Origin of the sequence: Epilithonimonas pallida, assembly GCF_900182975.1 — a bacterium.
GTDB classification, from domain to species: Bacteria; Bacteroidota; Bacteroidia; order Flavobacteriales; family Weeksellaceae; genus Epilithonimonas; species Epilithonimonas pallida.
Window position 1 is genome coordinate 223,029 of record NZ_FXUO01000005.1, and the last position, 15,875, is coordinate 238,903.

Annotated in this window: 16 protein-coding genes; all 16 read left to right on the forward strand. The window is 36.9% G+C overall.

Annotated features, from left to right (window positions below):
• The first annotated feature begins 1 nt into the window (after nt 1).
• The 16 genes from QOL71_RS11480 (at nt 2) to QOL71_RS11555 (ending at nt 15,862) form a co-directional block, all read left to right on the forward strand.
• Complete coding sequence (locus QOL71_RS11480) at nt 2–1,156, forward strand: efflux RND transporter periplasmic adaptor subunit (RefSeq protein WP_283417049.1); 1,155 nt, start codon at nt 2–4, stop codon at nt 1,154–1,156.
• 49 nt (nt 1,157–1,205) lie between these two features.
• Nucleotides 1,206–1,670, forward strand: coding sequence for a heme-binding domain-containing protein (locus QOL71_RS11485; RefSeq protein ID WP_283417050.1), 465 nt, complete (start codon nt 1,206–1,208; stop codon nt 1,668–1,670).
• 71 nt (nt 1,671–1,741) lie between these two features.
• The gene (locus tag QOL71_RS11490) at nt 1,742–4,249 is read left to right on the forward strand and encodes a cation-translocating P-type ATPase (protein WP_283417051.1); all 2,508 of its coding nucleotides are present in this window, start codon (nt 1,742–1,744) and stop codon (nt 4,247–4,249) included.
• Nucleotides 4,250–4,289: 40 nt separating this feature from the next.
• Entirely contained in the window at nt 4,290–4,679 is a 390-nt protein-coding gene (locus QOL71_RS11495; RefSeq protein ID WP_283417052.1) for a hypothetical protein, read from the forward strand.
• 70 nt (nt 4,680–4,749) lie between these two features.
• Nucleotides 4,750–5,193, forward strand: coding sequence for a thioredoxin family protein (locus QOL71_RS11500; protein ID WP_283417053.1), 444 nt, complete (start codon nt 4,750–4,752; stop codon nt 5,191–5,193).
• Nucleotides 5,194–5,198: 5 nt separating this feature from the next.
• Nucleotides 5,199–6,125 (forward strand): FAD:protein FMN transferase, encoded by a 927-nt coding sequence (locus QOL71_RS11505; RefSeq protein WP_283417054.1) that lies wholly within the window; start codon nt 5,199–5,201, stop codon nt 6,123–6,125.
• Nucleotides 6,122–6,343, forward strand: a complete 222-nt coding sequence (locus QOL71_RS11510) for a DUF4266 domain-containing protein (protein ID WP_283417055.1) — start codon at nt 6,122–6,124, stop codon at nt 6,341–6,343. The genes QOL71_RS11505 and QOL71_RS11510 overlap by 4 nt, the downstream gene beginning before the upstream one ends.
• Nucleotides 6,344–6,377: 34 nt before the next feature.
• Nucleotides 6,378–7,568, forward strand: coding sequence for a DUF3570 domain-containing protein (locus QOL71_RS11515; RefSeq protein WP_283417056.1), 1,191 nt, complete (start codon nt 6,378–6,380; stop codon nt 7,566–7,568).
• Between the two features lie 399 nt (nt 7,569–7,967).
• The gene (locus QOL71_RS11520) at nt 7,968–8,576 is read left to right on the forward strand and encodes a Crp/Fnr family transcriptional regulator (protein WP_283417057.1); all 609 of its coding nucleotides are present in this window, start codon (nt 7,968–7,970) and stop codon (nt 8,574–8,576) included.
• A 65-nt stretch (nt 8,577–8,641) separates the two neighbouring features.
• The gene (locus QOL71_RS11525; protein ID WP_283417058.1) at nt 8,642–8,953 is read left to right on the forward strand and encodes a rhodanese-like domain-containing protein; all 312 of its coding nucleotides are present in this window, start codon (nt 8,642–8,644) and stop codon (nt 8,951–8,953) included.
• A 4-nt stretch (nt 8,954–8,957) separates the two neighbouring features.
• The gene (locus QOL71_RS11530) at nt 8,958–9,392 is read left to right on the forward strand and encodes an OsmC family protein (protein ID WP_283417059.1); all 435 of its coding nucleotides are present in this window, start codon (nt 8,958–8,960) and stop codon (nt 9,390–9,392) included.
• Between the two features lie 135 nt (nt 9,393–9,527).
• Entirely contained in the window at nt 9,528–10,835 is a 1,308-nt protein-coding gene (locus tag QOL71_RS11535; protein ID WP_283417060.1) for a TolC family protein, read from the forward strand.
• 65 nt (nt 10,836–10,900) lie between these two features.
• Nucleotides 10,901–11,989, forward strand: coding sequence for an efflux RND transporter periplasmic adaptor subunit (locus QOL71_RS11540; protein ID WP_283417061.1), 1,089 nt, complete (start codon nt 10,901–10,903; stop codon nt 11,987–11,989).
• A 128-nt stretch (nt 11,990–12,117) separates the two neighbouring features.
• A complete protein-coding gene (locus QOL71_RS11545; protein ID WP_283417062.1) occupies nt 12,118–15,345 on the forward strand; it encodes an efflux RND transporter permease subunit in 3,228 nt (1,075 codons plus the stop codon).
• Between the two features lie 36 nt (nt 15,346–15,381).
• Nucleotides 15,382–15,687 carry a hypothetical protein gene (locus tag QOL71_RS11550; RefSeq protein WP_283417063.1) on the forward strand — a complete coding sequence of 102 codons (306 nt, stop codon included), beginning with the start codon at nt 15,382–15,384 and terminating at the stop codon, nt 15,685–15,687.
• A complete protein-coding gene (locus QOL71_RS11555) occupies nt 15,671–15,862 on the forward strand; it encodes a DUF6132 family protein (protein ID WP_283417064.1) in 192 nt (63 codons plus the stop codon). Before QOL71_RS11550 ends, QOL71_RS11555 begins: the two co-directional genes overlap by 17 nt.
• Nucleotides 15,863–15,875 lie beyond the last annotated feature (13 nt).

A 15,875-nucleotide genomic window follows, 5' to 3' on the forward strand; every position in this document is an offset into this window, starting at 1 on the left:
AATGAAACGTACATTTAAAATTATATCATATTCCCTGTCAATAATAGGATTACTCATGTTTTATGAGTGTAAAGATCATGGAAAAACGGAGCCGGCACTCGCAGCAGTATCTTCCAAAGATGAAAACGTAGTGACGCTTACTGATGCTCAACTGAAAAATGCACCTGTAATAACAACAGTACTTTCTCTACAGAAGATCTCCTCTGTTTTAAAACTTAACGGAATGATAGATGTACCGCCACAAAATCTGGTTTCTGTCAGTATTCCTTTAGGCGGATACCTGAAGTCGAGCAGCCTGCTTCCAGGAAAGCCCGTTTCCAAGAGGCAGGTGATTGCTGTTATAGAAAATCCCCAGTTTATTCAGCTTCAGCAGGATTATTTAATGGCAAAGTCTAAAAATCATTTTGCCCAATTGGATTACAACCGCCAGAAAACCCTTAACCAAAGTCAGGCCACCAGCGATAAGGTAATGCAGCAGGCCCAGTCTGAAATGAACAGCCAGAAAATCCTGATGAACTCCCTGGCCCAGCAGCTCCGTCTTATCAATATCAATCCTGAATCTCTGAATTCGGGAAGTATTCAAAAAAGTGTACCGGTTTACAGCAGTATCAATGGCTTTGTAAGCAAGGTAAATGTGAATATCGGAAAATATGTAAATCCATCCGATGTACTTTTTGAATTAATTAATCCTGATGATATCCATCTTACTCTTAAAGTCTATGAAAAGGATCTGAAAAACCTGAACAAAGGGCAGCGGTTCGCAGCATATACCAATACTTCTCCTGATAAAAAATACTACGGAGAAATTTTATTGGTAAGTAAAGATGTTAATCCCGGAGGTTGGGCTGAAGTACATTGCCATTTTGAAAAATACGACCAGAGTCTTGTACCGGGAATGTATATGAATGCAGAAATAGAAACGAGTACTGCGTTCTCCAATGCCGTACCTGAAGAGAGTATTGTCAATTTTGAAGGGAAAGATTTTGTTTTCGTAGAAGATAAAAAACAAACCTACAGATTGACTCCTGTAAAATTAGGGGAAATGGAAAACGGATTCATACAGATTCTCAATTTTAATGATTTTAATAATAAAAAAATAGTAATCAAAAATGCTTATACACTTCTTATGAAGCTTAAAAATACAGAAGGAGAATAGCTTTAGATAAATGAATAAGTACTTTAAAAATCAAGTAAAATATAAAATAATGAAAACATCATCTTTAATAAAAACAGGAGTCGGATTTGTCGCCCTATTGATAATTGCTATTCAGTTTTTTGATACTGACAAAAATATATCAGCTACTTCTTCGGAAAATGCAATTGAAAAACATTATCAGGTATCCTCTCATGTACAAGGTTTATTAAAAACAAGCTGTTATGACTGTCATTCTAACAATACAACTTATCTATGGTATAATCATATACAGCCAGTAAAATGGTGGTTGGCAGATCATGTCAATTCTGGAAAAAGGCATTTGAATTTTGATGAATTCAATACATATTCTAAAGAAAAAAAATTGAAAAAATTAGACGAGATTACTGAAACGGTAAGAAGCGGAGAAATGCCTCTTAGCTCGTATACAGTTACCCATCATGATGCCAAGTTATCTCCTGCAGACAAATCGAAAATAGAAGAATGGGCGGAGCAGGTTAAAAAACAGATTCAATAAAGGATAAAATCATAAATATTATTCTGTTATGACAAAAACATTCAGTAATTTTAATACTACATCCATTTCACATGAATTATAATATCCCTGAAAATCTCAAAGGTCTTACAGAGGCTGAAGTAACCGCTTCCCGAAAAAAATACGGATATAACCGGCTAGAAGCGGTTAAAAAAGTAACATGGGCAGATATGCTGATTGACATTCTGAAAGAGCCTATGCTTATTTTACTGATATGCGTTTCTCTTATCTATGTAATTATAGGCGATTACGGAGAGGCATTATTTATGCTGGTGGCAATAATAGGAGTTACGGCGATCTCTTTTTACCAGGACAACCGAAGTAAAAAAGCACTGGAAGAGCTCGAAAAACTGAACGAGCCTTTAAGCAAGGTAATAAGAAATTCAAAGGTTGTTCAAATACCTACTTTTGAAATTGTTGTGGGGGACCTCTGCATTACCGAAGAAGGAAATCTGATCAATGCAGACGGTACAATCGTACATAGTAATGATTTTTCTGTCAATCAGTCCTCACTTACAGGAGAGAGTTTTTCTGTTTTTAAAGACAGTAAATCAGAAGATAGTAAAGTATACAGCGGAACAATTACTGTTTCCGGACTTGCTGTTTTTGAGGTAGAACAAATAGGAAAAGAAACTAAAGTAGGAAAAATAGGAGAATCTATATTGGGGATAAAAGAAGAAATATCTCCTTTACAGCTTCAGATCCGGAATTTTGTAAAAGGTATGGCCATTATTGGGCTGGTTATCTTTATGGCGGTATGCATCTTCAGTTATATTAAAACGGAAGACTTTGTTACCAGTTTGCTGAGTGGTCTCACCTTAGCGATGTCTGTACTTCCCGAGGAAATTCCTGTGGCTTTTACAACCTTTATGGCTTTGGGAGCCTGGAAGCTGATGCGGGAAGGAATTATTATCAAGCGAAGCAGTATTGTCGAAACGTTGGGAAGTGTTACAGTAATATGTACAGATAAAACAGGAACAATTACTGAAAATTCAATGCAGCTAAAACATCTTTATGATTATAAATCTGATACGATTTATGAACAGGAGAATTTCAAAACAAAAGAGCTGGATGAGCTTATTGATTATGCGATGTGGAGCAGTGAGCCCGTTCCGTTTGATCCGATGGAAATAACCCTACATAAGATTTATGAGCAGACTCAGGATTCTGACAGCAGAAAAGAGTATCAGTTATTTCACGAATATCCGTTGGAAGGAAAGCCTCCTATGATGACCCATCTTTTTGAAAACGAACACAAAGAAAGGATTATTGCTGCAAAAGGAGCTCCTGAAGCAATCCTCAATGTTTCAGCCCTTTCAGAAGAGGAAAAGAATAAAATCAGAAATATTGTAAAAGAATTTGGAGAGCAGGGATATAGGATGCTTGGAGTGGCCAAATCTCATTTTGAAGGAAATAATTTTCCTGAAAAGCAGCAGGATTTAAGATTTGAGTTTTTAGGACTGACCGTATTTTATGATCCTCCTAAAAAAGGAATAAAAGAAGTGTTTCAGCATATTTATGATGCAGGAATTAAGGTAAAAGTAATTACAGGAGACAATGCGGATACGACACAGGCTATTGCAATGCAGGCAGGTATTATAAATGATGCTCCAGCCGTTAATGGAAGTGAAGTGACCTCCAGCTCAGAAGATGATTTAATGAAGCTTTCTGAAAAAACAACCTTATTCACAAGAATGTTTCCTGAAGCTAAGTTTGAAGTGGTAAATGCTCTGAAAGCACAAGGTAACGTAGTGGCTATGTTGGGAGATGGAGTGAATGACGGACCTGCATTAAAAGCGGCTCATATAGGAGTGGCGATGGGAAATAAAGGAACCGAAATTGCTAAATCGGCAGCAGCTCTGGTGATTACAAATGATGATCTTGAAAAGCTGGTAGTTGGAATTGCTGCAGGACGGAGAATTTATACCAACATAAAAAAAGCCGTTCAATATATTATTTCTATTCATATTCCTATTATACTTACGGTTTCTTTACCGTTATTCCTGGGTTGGGTATTTCCTCACATCTTTACCCCGGTTCATGTCATTTTTCTTGAACTGGTAATGGGTCCTACCTGTTCCATCGTATATGAAAATGAGCCTATTGAAAAAGATGCAATGCGAAGGCCTCCCAGAATGCTTACCGATACATTTCTGAACTGGAGAGAGCTTATGGTAAGTATTATCCAGGGACTGGTTATCACAGCGGGAATATTATGGATGTATCAATATTCCGTTGATCTGGGAAATGATGAACCCAAGACAAGATCTTTGGTATTCAGTACTTTGATATTTGCGAATATATTATTGAGTTTAGTAAACCGATCTTTCTATTACAGTATTTTTGAAAGCTTTAAAAACCGTAACTTTTTATTGATGGGAATTTCGGCATTGGTTCTCGCGTTATTGTTTATCATTCTGTATATAAAACCGGTATCAGGATTCTTTAGTGTAACCCCTCTAGCTGTAAAAGAATTAGGGATGACATTGCTGGTTGCTGCTGTTTCAGTGTTATGGTTTGAGATATATAAGCTCTTAAAAAGGAATATTGGAAGAAAATAAAAATAACCATTCTTAATAAAATATTTTATAATTTTGATTTGTGAAAAAATTGATTTCCATACTGTTATTGTCGCTGTATCTGATTTCAACAACTGAAGTATATCAGTTGTTGAAAATTCCGACTTTGATAGAGCATTATTGGGAACACAAAAAGTTGAATCCTGAAATGTCTCTTACAGCATTTCTGAAAACCCATTATGAAAATCCCGTTAAGGATGGAGATTATGGTAAAGATCAGAAACTGCCGTTTGTAGTTCATTCAGCACCATTGGCCTTGATATTCACGGTTCATCCCAACTTTTATTTTGAAGCAAAGTCTGAAAATTACAGACCGCTAAAATCTCATAAAATTCCTTCAAAAGATGAAGATTTTTGTTACAAAGGATTTACAGGATCTGTTTGGGAACCACCAAGAGCTTTATTCATATAATTCTATTCAAATTTGATTGATCTCCAATCAAAAAATCACTATTTTCTAAAATCATTATAAAATTTAAATAATGAAAACACTATTTTCAGCCATATTAATGGTTGTATTCGCTGTTGGTATTCAGGCGCAGAGCCGTTTGGAAAGTGCCAAAAAACAAGCTTCACAAAATAAAGAACTTATTTTATTGAATTTTTCCGGGTCAGATTGGTGTATTCCATGCATCAAACTTCATAAAAATATCATTGAAACTGATGAATTTAAAAAGCTGGAAACCGAAAATGTTGTTGTTTACATTAATGCAGATTTTCCAAGAAACAAGAAGAATCAGCTTTCTCCGGAACTGAAAAAAGAAAATGCATTGCTTGCCGATCAGTATAATCAAAAAGGGTTATTTCCTTATACATTGTTGCTGAATTCTGAAGGTAAAATTCTCAAAAGCTGGGAAGGGCTGCCTTCGGAAAATGTATTGGCTTTCAGCAAAGAGATCAGAAATATTAAAGAAAATCAGAAATAAAAAGTATGCTAAGAGAATTCAAAAGACCTCAAAAGTTAATGGGGAATGCTTTTGAAATTACCGTTGTAAGTGATAATGAAAATTCTGCAAATCAGCATATTGATGCAGCTATTGCTGAAATCCAAAGAATTGAAAGACTTTTGACCACTTTCAGCGATGAAAGTCAAACCCATCTTATCAATAAAAATGCGGGTATCAGGCCTGTGAAAGTAGATGCGGAAATCTTTGGTTTAATTGAAAGAAGTCTGAGAATCAGTAAAATTACAGATGGGTATTTTGATATTTCCTACGGTGGAATCGACAAAAGCTTTTGGAATTTCGACCGCGAAATGAAAGAACTTCCCAATCCTGAAGTGATTAAACAACATCTAAAACTCGTTAATTATCAGAATATCATCCTTGACCGGGAAAAGCAAACTGTTTTTCTCAAAGAAAAAGGAATGCGGATCGGTTTCGGGGGAATAGGGAAGGGCTACGCTGCTGAAATGGCAAAACAGATGCTTCAAAACAGAGGTGTAAATTCCGGAATTGTGAATGCTTCGGGTGATTTAACGACCTGGGGAAATCAGGCAGACGGAAAGCCCTGGACTGTCGGAATCGCCGATCCAGACAATGCCAAACAGCCGTTTTCGTATATGAATATTACCAATATGGCGGTGGCAACTTCAGGAAATTATGAAAAATTCATCGTTATCAACGGTAAAAAATATTCTCATACCATCAATCCCAAAACAGGAATGCCTGTTTCGGGGGTGAAAAGTGTTACGATTTTTTGTCCCAACGCAGAAATTGCTGATGCAATGGCGACTCCCGTAAGTATTATGGGAATCGATACGGCGCTTAATATGATCAGCCAGATCAATCATTTGGAATGCATCATTATTGATGATCAGGACAAAATTTATTCATCTCAAAACATTAATTTAAAATGAAAAACCTTATAAAAATATCAGCTTGCTTACTGATCATAGTTGCTTCGGTACAGTCCTGCACAACTGTAAAAGGGTACGAAAAAAACAAATTAAACGATGCCGAAATGGTTCTGGGAAACAGGACTATTGAAAAAACCGAACTCAGCTTTCAATCCTACAGAGAAGGATCTTCGGGCGCTAATGCAGGAAAAGTTGGCGGTGGTTGCGGATGTAACTAAAAGAGTAATCGTAAAATTTAATTGTGATTCAAAAATGAAAAAAATAATCGTAAGTGTTATTGCTCTTTTCGGAATTTTCAACGTAAAAGCACAGGAAAAGACAAACAATGAGCAGCCTAAAAAACTGACTTTTGATGAAGCTAATTTAGTTTCAAGCTATTATAAACAAAACGGGAACAATTCTGCAGTTACAGGAGGAATCGGTACGGAAAAACTGACCGATATTTCCAATACTATCGACGTAACTATGGTAAAATACGATAAGAAAAACAGGAAAAATAAATTCGATTTCAGTGTAGGAATTGATCATTATACTTCTGCTTCGTCGGATATGATCGATCTGAAAGCCAATTCATCCGCTTCCCACGCAGACAATAGAATTTATCCTGCATTAAGCTGGAGCCGTGAAAATACAGATAAAGGAACCACTTTAATGGCGGGTGTTTCCACTTCCTTCGAGTTCGACTACATATCTTACGGTGCAAACATCGGGTTTTCGCAAAAAACCAAAAACAGAATGGGAGAGTTTACGGCGAAATTCCAGGCTTATCTGGATCAGGTAAAACTGATTGCTCCGATTGAGCTCAGAACAAACGGAAGCACCGGAGGAGAACACGAAAACTACGGAACCAGCGGAAGAAATACTTATGCTTTGTCTCTTTCTTATTCGCAAATCATCAATCAGAACTTTCAGGTTGAATTTTTGGCGGACGGCGTTCAGCAGACAGGATATTTAAGTTTGCCTTTCCACAGGGTTTATTTCAATGATAATTCGGTTCATCAGGAAGCTTTGCCGGATAAACGGTTTAAAATTCCTTTGGGAGTAAGAGCGAATTATTTCATTGGGGATAAAGTGATTCTGAGAGCATACTATCGTTATTATACCGACGATTGGGGCTTGAAATCCAATACTTTCAGTCTGGAAACTCCTGTGAAGATTTCACCTTTTGTTTCGGTAAGTCCGTTTTACAGATATTATTCTCAGACAGCGGCTAAATATTTTGCGCCTTATCAAGAGCACACGGCTTTTGATGACTTTTATACAAGTAATTACGACCTTTCGAAATTTGACAGTCACTTTTATGGAGCAGGAATCAGAATCAGTCCGAAAAATGGTTTATTTGGAGTAGAAAGGCTGAATATGCTGGAAATCAGATATGGTCATTATACGAAATCCGTAGGAATGAAATCAGATATCATCTCTCTGAATTTGAGATTTAAATAAAATCATTTTTCTGTTAGGATTTTCAAGATTAGACTCCTATTAAGTTGTAAATTCAGTAAGATCCAAGCTTAGTTTTTTCAAAATAAAAAACCGGAAAAAAAGCAGATATAAAGTGTTGATAAAGAGTAAAAACCAAAAGAAAACGGAATAATTGGAGGGTGTCTTCGGGAAGAAAACTGTTTATGCCGTAGTACTTTGGGATACGAGTGTTGGCTGGTAACAATACATTAGCTGCCTTTTTACCGGTTTACTATTGAAAAGTTCATTATAGTGCTCAATAATGTTTATAAATTTTTACAGGATATGGTTTTATAATTTTTTTGAACCTTTAATTGTTATACTAGTAAGCTAATTGTTAAAAGAAAAAGAATATATGTTTAATTATATTTATATTTGAGAATGAATATTCATGAAATATTAGATCCGGATTTCAAGAAAGAAATCGCAGGAAGTAGAGATTTAAAATTGTTCCCTGCAGGTACCGTTATTTTAGATATTGATTCCTATGTCAATTATATTCCCCTTGTTATGTCAGGGAGTGTTAAAGTAGTACGTACGGAGGAAGACGGAAGAGAAATTCTCCTCTATTATCTCACGCCTGGAGAAAGTTGTATTTCTTCTATACTTTCAGGATTAACTCAGGATACTTCCAAAGTTAAGGCCATTGTAGAGGAAGATGCGGAAATCCTGATGCTATCTCTGGTCAAGGCCAAGGAATGGCTTACCAAATATCCTGAATGGTCTACATTTGTTTTTGAACTCTACCACAAAAGATTTGAAGATCTCGTAACGATGGTCAACTCAATTGCTTTTCAAAAAGTTGATGCAAGGATTCTCTATTTACTGAATCAGAAATCCCAACTATATAAGTCTAAAGAACTTAATGTAACCCACCAGCAATTGGCTGACGAACTCGGAATTACAAGAGAAGCCGTGAGCCGTGTTCTCAAACAGATTGAAACGGATGGTAAAATAAAACTTTCCCGAAATAAAATTACCCTATTGTAACCTTCATCACTGACAGGCTTTTATCTGCACCTTACATTTGCATCATCAATTTAAAAATCAATAAAATGTTAGATGCAATAAAAAACCTTTTCGGAATGGAGAAAACCGACTATGCGGCGCTTTTAAAAGAAGGTGCTGTAATCCTTGATGTAAGAAGCAAAAGCGAATATGACGGAGGGCATATCAAAAATTCTATCAATATTCCTGTTGACCAGCTTCAGAAGAACCTTTCGAAACTGAAGGATAAAAACAAACCTGTTATTACCTGTTGTGCATCGGGAATGAGAAGTGCTTCTGCTAAAAGCATTCTTCAGAATAATGGCTATAAAAATGTACACAACGGCGGTGGCTGGTCAAGTTTAAACAATAAAATATAAACTGATGGAAGCCCATTTTTATAACGTAAACATCTCTTGGAAACAGGACAGAAAAGGCGAAATGTCTTCACCTGAACTTTCTCAAAGTTTAGAAATCGCAACACCTCCGCAGTTTCCGAAAGGGATAGAAAATATATGGTCGCCAGAACATCTTTTCACCGCAGCCGTAAGCAGTTGTTTAATGACCACATTTTTAGCAATTGCAGAAAATTCCAAATTGGAGTTTGTAAATTTTGAATGTAGTTCGAAAGGAAAATTAGAACAGGTGGAAGGAAAATTCCTAATGACAGAAGTTATTCTGGAACCTGTTGTTACCATTAAGAATGAATCCGATAGGGAAAAAGCAGAACGTGTGTTACAAAAATCAGAAGCGAATTGTTTAATATCCAATTCTGTGAAATCAAAAATTATAATGATTCCGCAAATAAAATTGGTGTAGTGTTTATTTTCATAGTTTATATTGTGACCGTCTTTTAAGGCGGTCTTTTTTATGAATTAAAAAAAATCTCTTATGTAACTTTCATCACTGTACAGAATATTCTGCCGATCTAATTTTGTCTTAAAATTAGAAAGAATGAAAAAAGTGTTCACCTTCATCATTTCAACAAGCTTTTTTACTTTGGCATTTTCACAACAAACTGTGATGATTTCCAGAGCCGAAATTGAAGCCAAATCACTTGATGAAAATCTTCAGGTAAAGATGGCGAAAAATGAAGCCAGTCTTGCCCAGACCGAACTTCTCGGAACACGTGCAATGCATCTTCCGAATGTGACCGCATCCTACACCTTTACCAATACCAATAATCCATTGATGGCGTTTGGTTCGAAGCTGAATCAGGAACGCATTACAATGATGGATTTCAATCCGGACAACCTGAACAGTCCGAAAAGCATTTCTAATTTCGGGGCAAAAATTGAAGTTCAGCAGCCCATTATCAATATGGATGCGGTGTATCAGAAGAAAGCAGGACAAATAAAAGCTGACGTTCTGAATATAAAAACCTTACGTACCAAAGAATATGTACAGTTTGAATTGAAGAAAGCTTATATGATGCTTCAGTTGGCGTACAAAATGAAAGAAACGCTGGAAAATGCAAAAGAAACAACACTTGCCAACAAAAAAGTCATCGACAATTATTACAAAAACGGAATGATTCAGAAATCTGAAGTTTTGTATATGGATGTTCGTTTGAGTGAAATCGACAGCCAGATTCAACTGGCAGATTCCAATACCAAAAATGCTTCGGATTATCTCTATTTTCTGTTGAATGAAGATTCAAAAGGCAAGGTATTGAAACCGACTGAACCTTTGGAATATAAAGGAAATTTGGTTGAAAACAACTTTTCATTAAGCACTTCAAGAAAGGATTTGGAAGCTTATAATAAATCATTGGAAGCCTATGATTTAATGATAAAATCATCCAAAGCAAAGTTTCTCCCGAGACTTAACGCTTTTGGAAGTTGGGAAATGTATGATAATAAAATTGCGCAATTTGATGCGAATGGATACCTGGTCGGAGTTCAATTATCCTGGAATGTTTTCGATGGTTTAAAATCAAAATCCGAACAGGAAAAGTACAAAACCGAACGCCAGAAAGCCCAAACCGAAATCGAGCAATATACCAAACAAAGTCAGCTTGAGCTCAACAAAGCAGTGAGGTCGGTTCAGGATGCAGATTCCAAAGTTACGTTTACAAAACAAGCTTGGGAGCAGAGCCAGGAAGCGTATAGAATCCGTAAAAATCGTTACGACCAGGGATTGGAAAAATCAGCGGATCTGCTTTCTGCCGAAACATTGATGTCCCAAAAAGAACTGGAATATCAGCAAACTATTTTCGAGCATAACACAGCAGTCGCTTATCTGGAATTTTTGAAGAAATAATCAACTATATACAAACATCATAGTTTTTTAAACGGATGATGTTTCAAAAAAAGAAAACAATTACAATGAAAAGATACATTTATTCAACACTTATTTTAGGAGCAGTAGCATTGCAAAGCTGTTCTCCGGATAAAGAAAAAAACGTTCAGTCTAATGACCAGCCGATTTCGGTTACCGTCAACAAATCTTCGGTTGCATCAAACGGTTCATTAGCTACCGCAAGCGGAAAACTGGTTGCAAAGAATTCCGTCAATATTTCCACCCGAATGATGGGATATATTACCGCAATGAAAGCGGAAGTAGGGCAGAACGTAACAGCTGGGCAACTTCTGGTAAGTATTAATGCCACGGATATTCAGGCAAAAGGAGGACAAGCCAGTGCACAGATTTCTCAAGCTCAGGCGAATTTTAATATCGCCAAAAAAGATTACGAAAGATTCCAGAATCTTTATAAATCCCAAAGTGCTTCCCAAAAAGAGCTTGACGATATGAGAGCCCGTTACGAAATGGCACAGGCTGGTTTACAGGCGGCACAGCAAATGAAAAACGAAGTGAATGCACAGTATAGTTATACCAATATTACAGCCCCTATTTCCGGAACTGTTACTGCAAAATTTGCAGAACAGGGCGATATGGCAAGTCCTGGAATGCCATTGCTGACGATAGAATCGCCGTCATCTTTGCAAGCTCAGGTTCTGGTTTCGGAGCAGAATATTGGAATGATTTCCAACGGAATGCCGGTTCAGGTTACCTTAAAATCAATGAACAAATCGGTGTCGGGAACGGTTTCAGAAATCAGCAAATCGGCAGCAAACACAGGTGGGCAATATATGGTGAAAATCAACATCCATAATGCAGCAGATTTGCTTCCGGGAATGTTTGTGAATGTTCAATTTCCAATTGAAAATTCAGGGAAAATTAATCAGGATTTTAATGAAATAATGATGATTCCTACTACAGCTCTGGTTGAAAACGGTCAGTTGACAGGTGTTTATGTGGTCAGTTCGCAAAATACAGCTGTTTTAAGATGGCTGAAAATCGGGAAAAATTTGGGAGGTCAGGTTGAGGTTTTATCAGGTTTGAATCCGAAAGAATCTTACATCGTTTCTTCTACAGGAAAATTGTATAACGGAGCAAAAGTTCAAGTAAAATAAAACGCTTCTGTCATTCTGAACATAAACTGAAGGTTTACGAACGAAGTTCAGAAGTGTAGTGAAGAATCTCTGTTTGAGATTCCTCGTTCCTCGGAATGACAATCGTGATTTTTAATATTCAAAAAATTATGGAAAAAGGATTCGCAGGACGTATCGCCGAGTTTTTCATCAATTCAAAATTGACGATTCTGTTGATGATCGCTTTGATGATTATCGGGGTTTACAGTTCGACATTAATACCAAGAGAAGAAGAACCGCAGATTATCATCCCAATGGCGGATGTAATGGTCGGTTATCCCGGAGCAAACCCAAAAGAGGTGGAAAGCCGTATTGTAAAACCTTTGGAAAAGATTATTTCCAATATCAAAGGCGTAGAACACATTCATTCGATGGCAATGAACGGACAGGCGATGATTATCGTTCAGTTTTATGTAGGAGAAGATACGGAACGTTCTTATGTAAAGCTATATGATGAGCTGATGAAGAATAAAAACACATTTCCGAAAGGTGTAATGGAACCAATGGTGAAAACCCGTTCCATTGATGATGTCCCGATGCTCGGGCTGACTTTGTGGAGTGACAATGCTAATTACAATGACTTTCAGCTTCGACAGATTGGAGAAGAATTATCTTCCGAAATCAAAAAAATAAAAGATGTTTCCCTTACCAAAACCATAGGCGGAAGAAACCGCCAGCTTCAGGTCATTTTAGACAAAGATAAAATGGCGGAACTGAACGTCGATGCACTTTCGGTAATGCAGATGATTCAAGCCAATAACGGAAGCTCACAATCCGGGAAGTTTGATTCAGGGGATTCTGAATATCTTTTGACAACAGGACAGTTTCTAAACTCTGCCGAAGATGTGGAAAATCTGGTTATCGGAACTTCTCAGAATATGCCTGTGTATCTGAAACAGGTCGCAACAATAAAAGACGGCGCTTCTGACCCTGCCAATTATGTAAGTTTTGGCTATGGAAATGCGGTAGAAAACGGAAAAAAATTCAAATCGGAATATCCTGCCGTTACCGTTTCTGTTTCTAAAGTAAAAGGAGCAGATGCGATGAAGATTTCTGAGCAAATTCTTACCAAAGTAGATGAGCTAAAGAAAAACCTCATTCCGAATGATGTGCACGTAGAAGTCACCAGAAATTATGGAGAAACAGCTTCTCATAAGGTTTCAGAACTATTGATGCACTTGGGAATTGCAATTTTAGCAGTAACCGTTCTGGTAATGCTTGCAATGGGTTGGAGAGGAGGTTTGGTAGTTTTCTTTTCTGTTCCTTTGACATTTGCTTTAACGTTGTTCAGTTATTATATCTTAGGATATACATTGAATAGAATTACGCTTTTTGCACTGGTTTTTGTTGTCGGAATTGTGGTGGATGACAGCATCATTATCGCTGAAAATATGCACAGGCATTTCCATATGAGAAAATTACCATTCAAACAGGCGGCAATTTATGCTATCAACGAAGTCGGCAATCCTACCATTTTAGCAACGTTCACGGTAATTGCAGCGATTCTTCCGATGGCTTTTGTTTCAGGAATGATGGGACCATATATGTCGCCAATGCCGATTGGAGCTTCAATTGCGATGATGCTTTCTCTTTTTGTTGCTTTGACAGTAACGCCGTATCTCGGTTATCATTTATTAAAGGTAAAAGGTGAGCAACATCATAAGGAAGAACAAGGTCTGGAAACCAACAGGATTTACAGAATTTATAAAAAAATTGAACAGCCGCTTTTGGATTCAAAATCAAAACGATGGACGATGATGGCGGTTACTGTGGTTTTATTATTAATTTCAATTGCTGCATTTTTTACCAAATGGGTGGCGGTAAAAATGCTTCCGTTTGATAATAAAAATGAAATTCAGGTCGTGATTGATATGCCGGAAGGAACGACGCTGGAAAGAACCTCTGCAGTTACTCAGGATATCGCGCAATACCTGAAATCGGTTCCGGAAGTGGTGAACTATCAGAATTATGTAGGTTCTTCTGCACCAATAACTTTCAATGGTTTGGTTCGTCATTATGATATGCGTGGAAGTAGTAATACCGCAGATATTCAGGTTAATCTTTTGCACAAAGAAGACCGTGATGAACAAAGTCACGATGTAGCTAAAACGATTCGACCTGAAATACAGAAGATAGCTGCCAAATACGATGCTAATGTAAAGATAGTGGAAGTTCCGCCCGGACCTCCTGTTCTTTCAACAATCGTAACGGAAATTTATGGCCCGGATTACGAAGGTCAAATAAAAGTTGCCAAACAGGTAGAAGATATTTTAAAGAAAACTGATGATGTGGTGGATATTGACTGGATGGTTGAAGCTCCTCAAAAAGAATTTAAGCTTGTTCCGGATAAAGAAAAGGCAATGCTGAACGGTGTTGCACCACAACAGATTGTAGGTAATATGACGTATCTGATGGGAGAATATCCGGTTGGAAATCTTTACGATGAAAAATCCAATGCCCCTGTTGATATTGTAATGAAGCTGAAAAATGCTGATAAATCTACTGTTCAGGATATTATAGGACTAAAAATCAAAGGGCAAATGGGAATGGTTCCGGCAAGTGACCTTTTGAAAGTAGAGGAAAAGGAACTGGATAAAACCATTTACAGAAAAGATCAGAAAAGAGTAGTTTACGTCCTTGCTGATATGGCAGGAAAACTGGAAAGTCCGGCTTATGCGATTCTTGGAATGGATGAAAAGCTAAAGAAAATCCAATTACCAAATGGCTATTCGATGAATGAACTTTATATGAATCAGCCGGAAGATGAAAGCAATTACACTGTAAAATGGGATGGAGAATGGCAGATTACATTAGAAGTTTTCCGTGACTTGGGAACGGCTTTCGCCGTTGTAATTATCATTATTTATATGCTGATTGTCGGCTGGTTTCAGAATTTTAAAACCCCGATTGTAATGATGGTTGCGATTCCGCTTTCGTTGATAGGAGTTGTTTTAGGACACTGGTTATTAGGAGCGTTTTTTACGGCAACCTCCTTTATCGGAATGATTGCTTTGGCAGGTGTAATGGTAAGAAATTCAGTTCTTCTAATCGATTTTATCGAAATCCGACTGAAAGAAGGTATTCCAATAAAACAGGCGATTATTGAAGCAGGAGCAGTAAGAACAACTCCGATTTTACTGACAACCGGAGCAGTTGTAATTGGAGCAGTAATCATTCTTTTTGACCCTATTTTCCAAGGACTGGCAATTTCCCTGGTGTTCGGAGCTATTGTTTCTACATTGCTTACACTGGTTGTTGTGCCATTGGTTTATTATGCTACTGAAAGAAAAAAATGGGAGAAAAAATCCGAATCTGATGACAAGTTTTTTGAAGCATAAAATCTATAAAGTTTTCAACAATTCAACATTTATCTTATGAAACTATTATTAATCACCGCAATAGAAGAATTTGAAGCAGATGTAATCAATATTCTTAAACATTCAGGAGTAAGGGCTTTTTCTTATCAATCTGTAAAAGGTTTTAAAAGCAATGGAAACAATATTGATAACTGGTTTCCATCAGAATATCTTTCGGTAGATTCCCTGCTTTTTACCATTTTTTCAGACTGTAATTGTATTGATGATATTTATAAAAGTATAAACGAATTCAACAAAAAGCAAGAGACGGTTTCCCAAATTCATATTGCAACGATAGATTTAGAAAATGAAAATTTTAAGTAAAAAGAGAATAGCATCGTTTATTGGAGCACTTATCGGTGGAATTGCAGGTTATCTGTATTATTACTTCATCGGCTGTAGTACAGGAAGCTGTGCAATCACTTCCCATCCTTTCAACAGCATCATTTATGGAGCAATAATGGGTTATCTGTTGGTATCTGTTTTTGAGAAAAAATAAAACCTAAAAAATC